12 protein-coding genes are annotated in these 14,472 nt (G+C 66.7%); 6 read left to right on the top strand and 6 right to left on the bottom strand.

All coding sequences use genetic code 11. The annotated features are described in order from the left end of the window. Nucleotide 1: 1 nt before the first annotated feature. Nucleotides 2-826 carry a sulfite exporter TauE/SafE family protein gene (locus tag PXK01_RS02830; RefSeq protein ID WP_274847764.1) on the top strand — a complete coding sequence of 275 codons (825 nt, stop codon included), beginning with the start codon at nucleotides 2-4 and terminating at the stop codon, nucleotides 824-826. An 18-nt stretch (nucleotides 827-844) separates the two neighbouring features. Next, complete coding sequence (locus PXK01_RS02825) at nucleotides 845-1,513, top strand: FadR/GntR family transcriptional regulator (protein ID WP_274858787.1); 669 nt, start codon at nucleotides 845-847, stop codon at nucleotides 1,511-1,513. Here PXK01_RS02825 and PXK01_RS02820 read toward each other — a convergent pair. The 5 genes from PXK01_RS02820 to PXK01_RS02800 form a co-directional block, all read right to left on the bottom strand. Then, on the bottom strand, nucleotides 1,510-2,400 hold the full coding sequence (locus PXK01_RS02820) for a DMT family transporter (RefSeq protein WP_274858786.1): 891 nt from the start codon (nucleotides 2,398-2,400) through the stop codon (nucleotides 1,510-1,512). The two genes, PXK01_RS02825 and PXK01_RS02820, sit on opposite strands and share 4 nt — an antisense overlap. A 47-nt stretch (nucleotides 2,401-2,447) precedes the next feature. Continuing rightward, the gene (locus PXK01_RS02815; protein WP_274858784.1) at nucleotides 2,448-3,434 is read right to left on the bottom strand and encodes an aminoglycoside phosphotransferase family protein; all 987 of its coding nucleotides are present in this window, start codon (nucleotides 3,432-3,434) and stop codon (nucleotides 2,448-2,450) included. Nucleotides 3,435-3,539: 105 nt separating this feature from the next. Next, nucleotides 3,540-3,770: a DUF2798 domain-containing protein gene (locus tag PXK01_RS02810; protein ID WP_274847760.1), complete on the bottom strand. Its 231-nt coding sequence runs from the start codon at nucleotides 3,768-3,770 to the stop codon at nucleotides 3,540-3,542. A gap of 120 nt (nucleotides 3,771-3,890) precedes the next feature. Further along, nucleotides 3,891-4,643 carry a hydroxypyruvate isomerase family protein gene (locus PXK01_RS02805; protein ID WP_274847759.1) on the bottom strand — a complete coding sequence of 251 codons (753 nt, stop codon included), beginning with the start codon at nucleotides 4,641-4,643 and terminating at the stop codon, nucleotides 3,891-3,893. A 192-nt stretch (nucleotides 4,644-4,835) separates the two neighbouring features. Then, nucleotides 4,836-5,420 carry a DUF1285 domain-containing protein gene (locus PXK01_RS02800; RefSeq protein ID WP_274858782.1) on the bottom strand — a complete coding sequence of 195 codons (585 nt, stop codon included), beginning with the start codon at nucleotides 5,418-5,420 and terminating at the stop codon, nucleotides 4,836-4,838. Nucleotides 5,421-5,484: 64 nt separating this feature from the next. On the opposite strand from PXK01_RS02800, the gene PXK01_RS02795 reads away from it, so the two are divergent. Genes PXK01_RS02795 through PXK01_RS02780 form a run of 4 tightly spaced genes read left to right on the top strand, consistent with a single transcriptional unit; the run spans nucleotide 5,485 to nucleotide 12,223 of the window. Further along, a complete protein-coding gene (locus PXK01_RS02795; RefSeq protein ID WP_274858781.1) occupies nucleotides 5,485-6,492 on the top strand; it encodes an AAA family ATPase in 1,008 nt (335 codons plus the stop codon). After that, nucleotides 6,489-7,388, top strand: coding sequence for a DUF58 domain-containing protein (locus tag PXK01_RS02790; RefSeq protein ID WP_446728414.1), 900 nt, complete (start codon nucleotides 6,489-6,491; stop codon nucleotides 7,386-7,388). Before PXK01_RS02795 ends, PXK01_RS02790 begins: the two co-directional genes overlap by 4 nt. Further along, nucleotides 7,385-10,171, top strand: a complete 2,787-nt coding sequence (locus tag PXK01_RS02785) for a DUF4159 domain-containing protein (protein ID WP_274858779.1) — start codon at nucleotides 7,385-7,387, stop codon at nucleotides 10,169-10,171. The genes PXK01_RS02790 and PXK01_RS02785 overlap by 4 nt, the downstream gene beginning before the upstream one ends. A gap of 9 nt (nucleotides 10,172-10,180) precedes the next feature. After that, nucleotides 10,181-12,223: a hypothetical protein gene (locus PXK01_RS02780; RefSeq protein ID WP_274858778.1), complete on the top strand. Its 2,043-nt coding sequence runs from the start codon at nucleotides 10,181-10,183 to the stop codon at nucleotides 12,221-12,223. A gap of 223 nt (nucleotides 12,224-12,446) precedes the next feature. On the opposite strand, the gene pbpC is transcribed toward PXK01_RS02780, so the two are convergent. Beyond that, a complete protein-coding gene (gene pbpC / locus PXK01_RS02775; protein WP_446728416.1) occupies nucleotides 12,447-14,462 on the bottom strand; it encodes a penicillin-binding protein 1C in 2,016 nt (671 codons plus the stop codon). Between the last annotated feature and the right edge of the window lie 10 nt (nucleotides 14,463-14,472).

Below are 14,472 nucleotides of genomic sequence, written 5' to 3'. Positions count from 1 at the left end.
CATGCTTGATATGAACACACTTCTGACCCTGGCCGCCGTTGCCGCGGGATCCGGTATCGTGGGCGGCATCCTTGCCGGTCTTCTGGGCGTCGGCGGTGGCATCGTCATCGTGCCCGCGCTTTACTTTGCACTGTCGCTCACCGGCATGGAGCCCGCGCTGACCATGCAGGTGGCGGTGGGCACCTCGCTTTCGACCATCATCTTTACCTCGATCTCCTCCGGCTATGGCCACTACAAGAAGGGCGCCATCGACATGGATCTGCTCAAGCTCTGGGCGCCATCGATCCTGGTTGGCGTGGCGATCGGCGGCATCCTGGGCGGGGTGGTATCGGGGCAGGTTCTGATCGCGGTCTTTGCCACGGTGGCCGTGCTGGTTGCGCTCGACATGATCCTGCGCAAGGCCCAGGACAGCGACAACCCGCGCAGTTTCTCGAAGCCTGTCTGGGCCGGGCTGGGCGTGGTGGCAGGCGCGATTTCCGCCATGATGGGGATCGGCGGCGGCACTGTCTGCGTGCCGATGCTGAACTTCCTTGGTTATGACATCCGCAAGGCCGTGGGCACCTCGGCCGCCATCGGCTTCATCATCGCAGTGCCGGGCGCGCTGATCTACATGACGACGGGGTTTGGCGCCGAGGGGCTGCCGCCCTTCTCGTTTGGCTACGTGAACCTGTTCCTGGCCGCCGTGATCATCCCGCTCAGCACCACATTTGCGCCAGTTGGGGTGAAGCTGGCCCATAGCATCCCACGCCGGGCGCTGCGGCTGTCCTTCGGCCTGTTCCTGTTGTTCACCGCCGCGCGCATGTTCAAGGATCTGTTCTTCGGCTAGACCATCATGACTGCTCCCATGCTCAGCGACGAAGATATCGCCAGCCGCCTGCGCCGTCAGATCGCCGAAGGAGATCTGCTGGACGCGAACGGTCGCCTGCCACCCGAACGGGAGCTGGCCCAGGCGCAAGGCATCAGCCGCGCGCATCTGCGCCGGGTGCTGGATCTTCTGGCCACCGAGGGAACGATCTTCCGCCGCCGCGGTCAGGGCACCTTTGCCCTGCCGCCCCCGGCCACCGATGCCGCGCGGCTGAAACCGCTGGCCCGGCGCATCACCCCCGCCGAGGTGATGGAGGTGCGCCTGGGGCTGGAGCCGACCCTGGCCGCGCTCGCCGCCCGTCGCGCCACGGCGCAGGAGCGGGATCAATTCGCCCAGATCGCCGCCGCCACCCAGGCAGCTGCGGATCAGGCGGCCTATGACGCGGCAGACGATGTCTTTCACTACAAGATCGCCGAGATGGCCCACAACGCCCTGTTTCTGAGCATGTACGAGGCAATCCGCAGCGTCCGGCGCGAGGCCAGCTGGACACGCCAGCGTGCCGAGACCTATTCGGATGCGGTCTTTGCCCAGCTTGCGCACCAGCATCAGACCCTGGCAGAGACGATCATCAAGGGCGACGCTGCGGGGGCCGAGGCGGCGATGGCCGACCACCTGCGCATGGTCGCGCAGACGCTGGCGAAGGCTTAGGACGGCTTCCTCGCCCGACGCCCTTCGGAGGCGGCGAGAACAGAAGCCAGGAGGATCACACCGATGGCTACAAGCGTGGTCAGCGGCAGGGCGGTCGCAAAGAGGATCTGATCGGCCAGAACCGCCCAGATCAGCGCCAGATACTCAAACGGCGCCAGCCGCGAGGCCTCGGCATAGCGGAATGCCAGCGTCATCGCGATATGGGCGCCACCGCCGAACAGGCCGGACAGCACCAGGAACAGCAGCGTTTGCCCGTCGGTCCAGACCCAGCCAAAGGGCAGTGTCGCCAGCCCGCCCGCCATCGAAGTCAGGATGAAATAGAAAGCAATGGAACCGGCGGTTTCGGTCTGGCTGAGCCGCCGCACCATGATCAGCGCCAGGGCGATCAGAAGGGCGGTCAGAACGCCAAGGCCATAGCCGACAAGCTGCCCATCCGCGAGCCCCTCCCCTTCGAGGATGGTGGGTCCGGTCGCCAAGGCAACCCCCAGCAGCCCCAGGCCAATGCCCAAGACCCGCGCCTGAGTCAGCCGCTCGGACAGGAAGACCGCAGCAATCACTGCCGTGAACAGCGGCGACAGATAGGCCAGCATCGTCGCCTCTGCCACAGGCAGGCGCGCCAGGGTGGCGAATGAGGCAAACATCCCCGCCGCCCCCAGCCCCGAGCGCAACAGGTGGCCGAAGGGACGCCGCGTTGCCAACCCATGCGGCCATTCGCCCCGCAGCCATAGGAACAGAACCAGCGGCAAGAGCGCAAAGAAGGAGCGTGCAAAGACAATCTGCCCCAAGGGGGCATGCCCGCTTGCCATTTTCACGCACAGCGCCATGCCGGTGAACAAGAGCCCCGACAGGATGCGCAGGGCAATCCCCGTGAATGCAGTGTCTTTCATGCAGCCCCTCCGGCGGCAATGTCCCGCGCATGGCAAGATGACAATTCTCAGACTTGCTGCCAGCCCGGCAGCTCCCGGTTCAGGAAGGCGGACACCTCGGACAGCCCGGCGGCCTCCAGCGCCGCCTCCATCTGGCGCAGCACGCGCGACAGGAAGCGCAGATATCCCGGTTTGCCGTCACGCAGGGCCAGACGCTGGAATACCCCCGCGATGCGCGTGTGGCGCTGCGCCCCCAACAGGTGATAGCGCCGCAATATGTCATCCGGGCCACCAGCTCCGTCCGGGGCCGCCGCGATATAGCGCTCCAGCATCGCCTGCTCCAATCCCGGCGCCAGATCGCGGCGCGCATCCTGCAGCAAAGAGACCAGATCGTATTCCGCAGGGCCGATCACCCCGTCCTGAAAATCCAAAAGCCCGCAACGGCGCACCCCCTCGCGCCCGTCCAGCTCCATCAGGTTGTCCACGTGGAAATCCCGCAAAACCAGCCTGCGCGGACCTCCTGCCAGTGATGCCAGCGGATCCTGCCAGAGTGCGCGAAACGCCGCATCAAACGCTGCCGTGTCGATCTCGGGGCGCAGGGTGGGTGCATACCACTGCGAGAAGATCGACAGCTCGTCCAGCAGGGTGGTCAGCTCGTAGTCCGGCACCGCGACCCTTACCGCCTCTGGGTGGTGGTGCAGATGCAGCAGCGCCTCCACCGCCAGCGCATAGAGATCCGCCTCGTCCCGGCCTGCGGCCAGTTGCACGCTGTATGTACGGCTGCCGAAATCCTCGATCAGGGCCAGACCCGTCTCGGGGTCGGCGCCATGGATGCGCGGCGCGCTGAGGCCAAGGTCAGAGAGGTGCCTGGCGATTTTGACAAATCCCGCGAACCCCGCCGGATCATGGCGGTCCTCCATCAGCATCTTGCCGCGCCCCTCAAGCCGCAGATAGCGGCGCGCCGAGGCATCGCCGGGCAAGGGGAGAAGCGTCGCATCAGCCTCTCCCTGGGCGGCCAGGAAGGCAGAGATATCGGCAGGGATCTTGGCAGTCATCACTCGGGCGCCTTGCGTCAGGGGGGCAGTCGCCCCATGACCTGAAGGATTTTGCCGCCGCCGTCCAGAGGTCTGAGCCTTACCGGATATTGAGCCCGACCCGGTTTATGTCCCCTGCTTCACCAACCGGTTCACAAAGCCGCGCACCACGGGCGCAACCACCATGATGCCGCAAAAGGCGACGGGCCAGCCGAACAGCCAGGCGTTGAGCCAGGCGTCAACAGCCTGGATTGCCAGCCCGACATTCCTGACGGCAGCCACCAGGGTCACGATGCCGGACATGATCCCCGACAATAAAAACCCGAACAAAACTGGCGCAAAGCGGGCAGGCAGCATGGGGCACCTCCTTGGGATTGATCCTGACGTCGCATTTCTGAGGTCTTTATGTGATACCTCCCAAGGGAATGCCAGTCTGCGCCCACCACACGTCAAAACAAGTCCGCGTGAAGGCAGGCCTCAGATCATCCAGCCCAAACTGTCTTCGGTGCGTAAGGTAGAGGGCGTGTATTCGGCGCTGACCCAGCCCTTGTAGCCGCTGTCATCGATGGCGGCGAACAGCTCTTCAAAATCCACCGGGCCGGTGCCCGGTTCGCAGCGCCCGGGCGCGGCGCCGATCTGGATGTGCACCGCCCGATTGCCGAACTCCTCCCAGACTTTCAGGGCGTCACCATGGATCAGCTGGGCGTGATAGGCGTCATATTGCAGGCCGACGTTAGGCCGGTTCACCGCATCCAGAACCTCGGCCGCCAGATTGTAGTCATTGAGGAAGTAATTCGGTTGATCCCCGGCATTCAGCGGCTCGATGGTGAACTGCTGCGCGGGCGCGCGATCCGCCGCCCATTGCAGGTTTTCGATGAAGGTCTGTTTCGCCAGGTCGCCCGAGGCATAGCCTGCCATGATGTGAAGGGCGCCGGGCCGCAGGATATCCGCGTAGCGCAGCACCCGGCGGATGTCGCGCTGGAACCGCTCCTTGCCACCCGCAAGGGCCGCATAGCCGGGCATGCCGCCGGTGTAATTGGGCGGCGGCGCATTGATCAGCAAGAGTTCCAAACCGTTGGACACCAGGGCTCTTTGAGTTTCCTTGGCCGCTAGTTCGTAGGGAAAAAGGATCTCTACCGCATCAAACCCGGCGCGCGCCGCCGCCGCAAAGCGATCCAGATAGGGCAGTTCAGCAAAAAGTAGTGAAATATTGGCAGCAAAGCGTGGCATCGCGGGTCCTGTCGTTTTCCGCAGGTCTACTCGCTGTATGGATGAGCGCCAAGGATGGGAAACGATAGATTGGAAGCAATCCCCACATTCTTGCCACAATTTCGACGCACTACCGCCCAATGAAGCGCGCTCGGTTTCAGAGCGCCTGCGAGATGTCGCCCGTGATAGCCCTTTGAACGCTCCGCTCGGCGCTCAACCCTCTTCCAGCTCTGAAGACGGCAGCAACGGGAAGAACTGCCCCGATGACCACAGCCCGAACCAGCCCTCGTGATGGCTGCCAAGCTCCACCAGCCGGTAAAAGCTCTTGCGGTCGATCAGCGCCTCAAGACCCGCGCGGATCATCACATAGGGCGAAGGTTCACCGGTTTCGGGATCGCGCACCACGCGGATCGGGTGATCCGCCCCCGCAACGGCCGTGTCCCCCACATGGGTGGTGAACCTCAGGACCTGATCCACTCCCGTTCCAGTCCCCTCGAAGTCCACCGCAACAAAGGGCGCATCATCGACCGTGATCCCAACCTTCTCGACCGGCGTTACCAGGAAATACCGGTCCCCTTCCCGTTTCAGGATCGATGAAAAAAGCCGCACCAGTTCGAAGCGGCCAATGGGTGTGCCAAGATAAAACCAGCTGCCATCGCGGGCGATGCGCATATCCAGATCGCCGCAAAAGGGCGGGTTCCACAGGTGAACGGGCGGCAATCCGCCCCCCTTGCGGGCCGCCTTGACCGAGGCTGCCAGCCCGTCGGCCGTTGGTGTCACGATGTTTTGTCCACTCATTGTTTTTGCCATTTCCGCTGGGCGCTATACACTACATGCATATACGCGCTGTGAAAGGAAAGTCATGTCCGAACCCGATGATCTGCTGGCCGAGATCGAAGCGCTCGAAACCAAGCTGCAACAGGCACGCGGGTCGATTACCCGCCGTTTTATCGGCCAGGAGCGGGTCGTGGACCTGACCCTTGCCACCCTTCTGTGCGGCGGGCATGGATTGCTGGTCGGCCTGCCCGGCCTCGGCAAGACGCGGCTGGTGGAAACGCTCTCGACCGTGATGGGGCTCGATGGCAACCGCATCCAATTCACCCCCGACCTGATGCCCGCCGACATCCTCGGCTCCGAGGTGCTGGACAAGGCCGCCGATGGCAGCCGCTCTTTCCGCTTTGTCTCCGGACCGATCTTCTGCCAGCTCTTGATGGCGGATGAGATCAACCGCGCCAGCCCGCGCACCCAGTCGGCGCTGTTGCAGGCGATGCAGGAGCGCACCGTGACCGTCGCCGGCGAAGATCGCCCGCTTGGCACGCCCTTCCATGTGCTGGCGACCCAGAACCCGATCGAGCAGGAAGGCACCTACCCCCTGCCCGAAGCGCAGCTGGACCGCTTCCTGTTCCAGATCGACGTGCATTACCCTGACCGAAGCACCGAGCGCGATATCCTTCTGGCCACCACCGGCGTGGAAGAGGCCGAGGCCCATCAGGTCTTCACCGCCGAGGAACTGATCGCGGCCCAGACCCTCTTGCGCCGCATGCCGGTCGGGGAGTCGGTGGTGGAGATGATCCTTGATCTGGTACGTGCCTTCCGCCCGGATGAGCCCGGTGTCTCGGACCGTGTGGCCCAGACCGTGGCCTGGGGGCCGGGGCCCCGCGCCGCACAGGCGCTGATGCTGGCGGTGCGCGCCCGCGCGCTGTTGCAGGCGCGCCTTGCGCCCAGCGCCGAGGATGTGATCGAGATGGCCCGCCCGGTGCTGACCCACCGGATGCAGTTGAACTTTGCCGCCCGCGCCCGCGGCGAAAGCCTCGCCGATCTGATCGACGAGACCGCGGCAAGCCTCGCTCGCACCGGGGCCGCCGCGTGAACCAGGCCGCTGCCTCTTCCGCGCCGGGCGCAGCCGATCTGCGCCACCGCTCCGAGGCCGAGGCCAGCGCCCTGCCGCCCCTTCTGGTGCAGGCGCAGATGCTGGCGGGCTCGGTCCTGCTCGGAGAGCACGGGCGCAGGCGCGCCGGAACCGGCGATGATTTCTGGCAATACCGCCCCCTGCAACAGGGCGACAGCCGCCGCATGATCGACCACCGCCGCTCGGCGCGCGGCGATGTGCAGTTCGTGCGCGAACGGGAATGGCAGATCGCCCAGACCGTGCACCTGTGGACGGACCTTGGCGCCTCGATGCGGTTTTCCTCTTCCCCCGATCTACCGCAGAAGATCGACCGCGCCCGCCTGCTGGCGCTGGCAACTTCGGTGCTGATGCTGCGCGGCGGCGAACGGGTGGGTCTGACGGGCGGCAAGCTGCCGCCCCGCAGCGGCAAGGCGCAGGTCCTGCGTCTGGCCGAAGCGCTGAGCGCCGAGGACGATGCCGACTACGCCCCGCCCGAACACCGCGCCATGGTGCCCCATGCCCGCGCCCTGTTCATCTCGGACTTCCTGGGTCCCTTTGACGAATTGCAGCTGGCCCTGACCAAGGCCGCCGACCGGGGTGTGCGCGGGGTGCTGTTGCAGGTGCTGGACCCCAGCGAGGAGAGTTTTCCCTTCTCCGGGCGCACCCGGTTTCACAGCATCACTGGCGGGCTGACACATGAAACGCTGAAGGCCTCGGCCCTGCGGGATCGCTATCTGGACCGGCTGGTCGAGCGGCGCGACGCCCTTGAAACCCTCTGCCGCGCGGCGGGCTGGCGGCTGGGCCTGCACCACACTGGCGATTCCGCGCAATCGGCGCTGATGTGGCTCTATCACGCGCTGGAAAGGTCCGCCGCATGACCCTGATCGCCGGTATCGGATTTGCCTATCCATGGCTTCTGCTCGGTCTACTGGCCCTGCCGATCCTGTGGCTGCTGCTGCGCGCCGTACCGCCAGCGCCCCGGCGCCAGGCCTTCCCGGCTGTGACGCTGCTCTTGGGCCTGGGCGATGACGAAAGCCTGTCGGACCGCACGCCCTGGTGGCTGTTGCTGCTGCGCATGCTGGCGCTGGCAGCGGCGATCATCGGTCTTGCCGGCCCGGTGCTGAACCCCGAGACGCGCCAGACCGGCAGCGGGCCGCTGTTGGTGGTCATGGATGCGACCTGGGCGGGCGCCGAGGGTTGGGAGGAAACCCGCGAGCAAATCGCCCTGCGCCTGGAAGAAGCCGGGCGGGCAGGTCGTACCGTTGCCCTGATGCGCCTCAGCGATCCGCAAGAACTGCAATTCCGCGCCGCCACTGACTGGCTGCAGCAACTGCCCGGTCTGAACCCGCAGCCCTGGCAGCCCTCTGCAGATCAGATCGAGCAGGCGCTGGCGCATTTCGCCAAGGCCGCAGAACCGTTTGAAACCCACTGGTTCAGCGATGCGCTGGATTATCCGGGCCGTGACCGCCTGATCACCGCACTGGAGGCACGCGGCGCTGTCTCCGTCTTTGAACACCCCGGTCCTGTCTATGCCCTTGCCCCGCCTGCAATCGCGGATGGCGCGCTGGAACTGACCGCCGAACGCAGCCTTGCGGGCCCCGCCGAAGAATTGCCCCTGCAGGCCCGTGGCCGTGATCCCGGCGGCACCCTGCGCAGCCTCGCGCAGGCCACGCTGCGGTTTGAAGACGGCGACAGCCGCGCCACGGTGCGCCTCGCCCTGCCGTCGGAGCTGCGCGCGCGCATCACCCGGTTCGAGCTCAGCGGCCTGCGCAGCGCCGGTGCCGTGGCCCTGGCCGACGATGGGCTGCGCCGCCGCGAGGTCGCCCTGATCGCCTCCGACAGCGAGGATGAGGGCCTCGCCCTGCTGTCGCCGCTCCACTACCTGCGACAGGCCTTGCTGCCCTCTGCCGATCTTCTGGAGGGCGCCCTCAGCGACCTTATGCCCGCCAACCCGGATGTGATTATCCTGGCCGATGTGGCCCGCCTGCCGCCCGCGCAGGAAGAGGCGATGATCGAATGGGTCGAAGCGGGTGGCCTTCTGGTGCGCTTTGCCGGACCTCGCCTTGCTGCCAGCGATACCGCCCGCAGCGAGGAAGAACCGCTGATGCCCGTACGCCTGCGCCTAGGCGGGCGCAGCATCGGCGGCGCCATGAGCTGGGGCGAACCCAAGACCCTGGCGCCCTTTGTCGAAGGCTCTCCCTTTGTCGGGCTGGTCGCCCCGGATGAGGTCACGGTCACCGCCCAGGTTGTGGCACAGCCGGATCCCACCCTTGCGGCGCGCTCCATCGCCACACTGGCCGATGGCACGCCGCTGGTGACGCGCAAGCCCCTGGGACAGGGGCAGGTGGTGTTGTTCCATGTGACAGCGAACGCGGAATGGAGCAACCTGCCGCTCTCGGGACTATTCGTGCAGATGCTGGAGCGGCTGGCGGTCTCCTCCTCGACCGGCACCCCCGAGGCCAGCAGCCTTGAAGGTACGGTCTGGCGGCCTGTGTCGGTGCTGGACGGGTTTGGCCGTGCGCTGGATGCGGGCACCCTGCCGGGCGTGCAGGGCCCCGCCCTTGTCACCGATCCTGCGGGTCCGGCGCTCAGACCCGGTCTATACGACAGCGGTAGCCAGACGCTTGCGCGCAACGTGCTGCGCCCCGGCGACAGCCTGACGGCGGCCACCTGGCCTTCTTCGGTGACCGTTGCGGGCTACAGCGCCCCGCAGGAACGCCCGCTGGCCGGGCTGCTGCTTGGCCTGGCGGTTGGGTTGCTGGCCTTGGATATCCTGGCCACGCTGCTGGTGTCCGGCCAGCTGTCGCAACTGCGGCGCAGAACGGCACTGTTGCCGCTGATTGGCCTGTTGGCCGCCGCTGCTATGGCCGTGACGCCGGATCGTGCTGCGGCGCAGGAGGCCGGTGCCAATGATCCCATCGCCCTAGCGGCCGAACTGACCCTTGCCCATGTCCTGACCGGCAATGCCGAGGTCGACCGGATTGCCCGCGCCGGCCTGCAAGGCCTGTCAGATACGCTGTTCTTCCGCACCTCGATCGAGCCGTCGGCCCCGGTTGGGGTCGATCTGGAACGCGATGAGCTGGCCTTCTTCCCGCTGCTGTACTGGCCGGTGACTGCCGATCAAAAACTGCCCTCGCCAGCCGCCTATGACAGGCTCAACGCCTACCTGCGCAGCGGCGGCATGATCCTGTTCGACACCCGCGATGCGGATATGGCCGCCGTCGGCGCCACCAGCCCCGAAGCGCGCCGCTTGCAGCAGCTGGCGCTGGCGCTGGATATTCCACCGCTGGAACCGCTGCCCTCGGACCATGTTCTGACCCGCACCTTCTACCTCTTGCAGGACTTCCCCGGCCGCCACCCCCGCGGCCCGCTCTGGGTCGAGGCGGCACCACCCGATGCGCAGCAGACCGAAGGCATTCCCTTTCGCAATCTCAATGACGGGGTGACGCCGGTGGTGATCGGCGGTAACGACTGGGCCTCGGCCTGGGCGGTGGATGCAAACGGGCGGCCTCTGCTGCCGGTCGGGCGCGGTTTCGCCGGAGAGCGGCAGCGCGAACTGTCCCGGCGGTTCGGCGTCAACCTGGTGATGCATGTGCTGACCGGCAACTACAAATCCGACCAGGTCCATGTTCCGGCCTTGCTGGAACGGCTGGGGCAATAGGGGCACGAGATGACACAGTCGATCCTGTTTGACCCGCTTCTGCCCTGGCCCGTGATCTGGACCCTGGGAGCGCTGACCTGTGTGACCCTGGGTATCGCCATCTGGACCCGGCTGCGGGGATGGCTGTTGCGCGCCGGTGCATCGCTCGCGCTATTGGCCATCTTGGCCGGACCCGTGGTCCAGAACGAGGACACCGCGCCGCTGAGCGATATCGTGATCGTGGCCAGCGATCAGACCGCCAGCCAGAACCTGCCCGAGCGTCCCGCACAGATGGCCCGCGCCGAAGAAGAGCTGGCCCGCGCCCTGGCCGCACGACCCAATACCGAGACCCGCTGGATCACCCTGCCGGACGCCGCCGATGACAGCGGCACGGCGCTGATGCAGGCCGTCTCGGATGCGCTGGCGGATGCCCCCCGGGGCCGCATCGCGGGGATCATCGCCCTGTCGGATGGGCAGGTTCATGACATCGACCAGGCACCGGATCTGCCCGCCCCCCTGCACCTGTTGCTGACCGGGCAGGAGGATGACTGGGACCGCCGCCTAGTGGTGCAGAACGCCCCGGCCTTTGGCATTATCGGTGAACCCGTCACCCTGACGCTGAGGATCGAGGATCAGGGCGCAGCACCCGCAGGAGCCGCGACGGCGCCCCTGGACATCGCCATCGACGGGGATGAGCCGAAACGTTTCGTCCTGCCGATCGGGATCGATTTCGACCTGCCCCTTGCCCTGCCGCACGGTGGCCGCAACGTGATCGAATTCTCAACCCCCGAAACGGCAGGAGAGCTGACCGCGCGCAACAATACGGCCCTGATCCAGATCAACGGGGTGCGAGACCGGCTGCGGGTGCTGCTGGTCTCGGGCGAGCCGCATCCGGGCGGGCGCACCTGGCGCAACCTGTTGAAATCCGACAGCTCGGTCGACCTGGTGCATTTCACGATTCTGAGACCGCCGGAGAAGCAGGACGGCGTGCCGGTGGATGAGCTGAGCCTGATCGCCTTTCCGACGCGGGAACTGTTTCTGGAAAAGATCGACGATTTCGACCTGATCATCTTCGACCGCTACAAGCGGCGCGGGATCCTGCCCGCGATCTACCTCGACAATGTGGCGAATTACGTCGCCAAGGGCGGCGCGGTGCTGATCGCGGCAGGGCCCGATTTTGCAAGTGCCGCCAGCATCTATCGCAGCCCTCTGTCCGCGGTGCTGCCCGCCAGCCCTACCGCGCGGGTATTCGAGCAACCCTATCTGCCCGAGGTCACCGATCTGGGCGCGCGCCATCCGGTAACCTCGGGTCTTGGCGCTGGTGGCGACTGGGGACGCTGGCTGCGGCAGATCGATCTGGAAGCCCCTGAAGGTGATGTCCTGATGCAGGGCGTGGACCAACGCCCGCTGTTGATCCTCAATCGTGAAGGCGAAGGGCGCGTGGCGCTTCTGGCCTCGGATCATGCCTGGCTCTGGAGCCGTGGCTACGAGGGCGGCGGGCCGCAGCTGGAGCTTTTGCGACGCCTGGCCCATTGGATGATGAAGGAGCCGGAGTTGGAAGAGGAAGTGCTGACTGCCGAGGCGACGGGACAGGTGATGCAGATCATCCGGCGCAGCCTTCAGGATGGGATCGGAGCAGTCACGATCACCGCGCCCAACGGCGGCGAGACGGTGCTGGAGCTGAGCCAGGCCGCGCCGGGTCTCTGGCAGGGCACATATACCGGGGCCGAGATCGGGCTCTACCGGTTAAAGGAAGGCGAGACGGAAGCAGTGATCGGCCTTGGTCCCGCGGCCCCGAAGGAATTTGCCCAGACCATCGCCACCGCAGAGCTCCTGCGCCCTGTCATTACCCCGGCGCGGGGCGGTATCCTGCGGCTAGAGGACGGGCTGCCGCGCCTGCGTGACGTGCGCCAGGGGCGCCCCGCTGCGGGGCGTGGCTGGATCGGGCTGACCCCGCGCGAGGCCCATGAGACCCTGTCGGTGTCACAGCACCCACTGCTTCCCGCCTGGCTGATCCTGCTGATCACCGCGACCCTGATCACCCTGGGCTGGCTGCGGGAGGGACGCAGCTGACCGGTCGGTCAGCGCTTGCCCACTACCACCTGACCCGCCGCCACCTGACCCAAGACCATCTGCATTGCAATTCCCATCAGACCCGAACCCGGGGCGGGGAAGCTCCCGCCCGTATCGGGCCTCCTGCCGGAGGCCCTCTCCAGTTGGGCCCAGCGCCGTGCAAGCACGGCGCTGACTGTATCACAATCCGGCCGCGCCAGCCCGGCGGGGACACCCTGCGAGACTACTGATCGATTTGAATGGATGCGCGGGCTGCTCGGCCCTGGGCATCGACCACGACCACATCAGAAAACCCCCGGCCGGGACTGGGGATTTCGAACTCACGAAGCTGCGCCCCGCTCAGGACCGGCTTGCCATCCGCCAGCACGACGAAGGGCGCCTGCCCGCCGCGCAGCTTGAGCGGCAGGGTCTGCCCGTCAAGCGCAAGCCGGGCGCCATCCGGCGGGAACAGCAGTTGCGGCGCATCGGCCGCAGGTGCAAATACCGCATCCCGGGATCTAAACCGGCGCAGGGGCGCGGGCAGTTCGGCAGCGGACAGGATCAACGTCGCGGCAGGTGGCGGCGGCAGCGGGTCGAATGCGGGTTTCAGCAGGCCGAAGGCCTCGAACAGGATGGGGGCGGCCAGGTCGCCCCCAAAGGCGCCGGGCACGGGAGTGCCATCTGCCCGCCCCAGCCAGACACCGATCACATGGCGCCCGTCCCAGCCCAGCGCCCAGGCATCGCGGTGGCCATAGGATGTGCCGGTCTTATAGGCCAGCACCCCCGCCCGCGCGCCCGGCGGCGGCGCCAGGTCGCGCAGGATATCCCCCAAATGCCAGGCCGCCACATCGGAGATCATGCGCGGGCGTTCATCCCGCGCCCCATTGGTCTGGACCCGCAAGTCAGGCCCCTGCCCCCCCGCGGCGAAGCCGACATAGAGCTGCACCAGATCCTGCAAGGTGAGGCCCGCGCCGCCAAGCGAAATCGCCAGCCCCGGTGCACCGCCCGGCAGCCGGGGATCGGCGCCGCCGCGACGCAGCGCCGCCATTACCTGGGCCGGACCCAGCTCACGCGTCAGCTTCACCACCGGGATGTTCAACGACAGCTGCAGGGCCTCCCGCACCCTCAGATCGCCGCGAAAGTCCCCGTCAAAATTCTGCGGCGCGTAGCCGTCAAAATCCACCGGCCCGTCATGAATCAGGGTCTCCGGGTGGACCAACCCCTGATCAAAGGCCAGCCCGTAGATCAACGGTTTCAGGGTCGACCCGGGAGAGCGCAGCGCCTGCGTCATGTCGACAAACCCCTGCCGCCCCTCATCCCGGTATCCGGGCGATCCGACCGAGGCGAGGATCTCGCCGCTGTGATGATCCGCCACGATCAGCGCCGCTGACAACCGGTCCCCGGCGCGCCGGGCGGCAGCCTCAACCAACTGCTCCATTCGAGCCTGCAGATCGGCCGCTATGGTGAGAGACACCCGCTGCCCACCGGGCGTTTCAGACAGAACACGATCCGCCAGATGCGGCGCAAGCCGGGGCATCGGGGCCATCTGATGTGGCAGGCGCGCCCGGGCAGCCGTTGCGCGTTGTTCCTGATCCAGAACCCCGCGCGATGCTATGCGGGACAGAACCTGTGCCCGCGCGGCCCTGGCCGCCTCTGGTACACGATCCGGGCGGCGGCCCTCGGGCGACTGCGGCAGGGCCACCAGCAGCGCCGCCTCTGCCGGGGTCAGGCGCCGCGGCTCCTTGCCGAACCAGACATGAGTTGCCGCCCGCAGCCCCTCGATATTGCCACCATAGGGCGCATGGGTGAGGTAGAGCGTCAGGATCTCGTCTTTGCTGAGGCGCCGCTCCAGCGCCAGCGCCAGGCGGATCTGCCGCAGCTTGCCGGACCAGCGCCCGGTGGGGCCATCCTCCAGCAACCGCGCCAATTGCATCGTCAGGGTCGACCCGCCCGAGATCACCCGTCCATGGCGCAGGGCCTGCCCCGCAGCGCGCATCAGCGCCAGGGCATCGACGCCGGAATGAGACCGGAACCGGTGATCCTCATAGGCGATCAGCATCTCGATGAAGCCCGGATCCACCCGGTCAAGGCGCACCCCCATGCGCCAGACGCCATCCTCCACCGGATAGACCCGCAAGAGCTGGCCCTCACGATCCACCACCTCAACCGAGATCTCTGCCAGGGTCAGCGGCAATTCGGTGCGGGCAACCCAGGCATCAAACTGTCGCCAGCCAATCCCCAGAACCACGGCCAGGGCCAGGCACAGCAAC

Source organism: Phaeobacter sp. PT47_59, from assembly GCF_028890025.1.
Lineage (GTDB): Bacteria > Pseudomonadota > Alphaproteobacteria > Rhodobacterales > Rhodobacteraceae > Phycobacter.
This window is presented reverse-complemented; position numbering and strand designations above follow the sequence as displayed.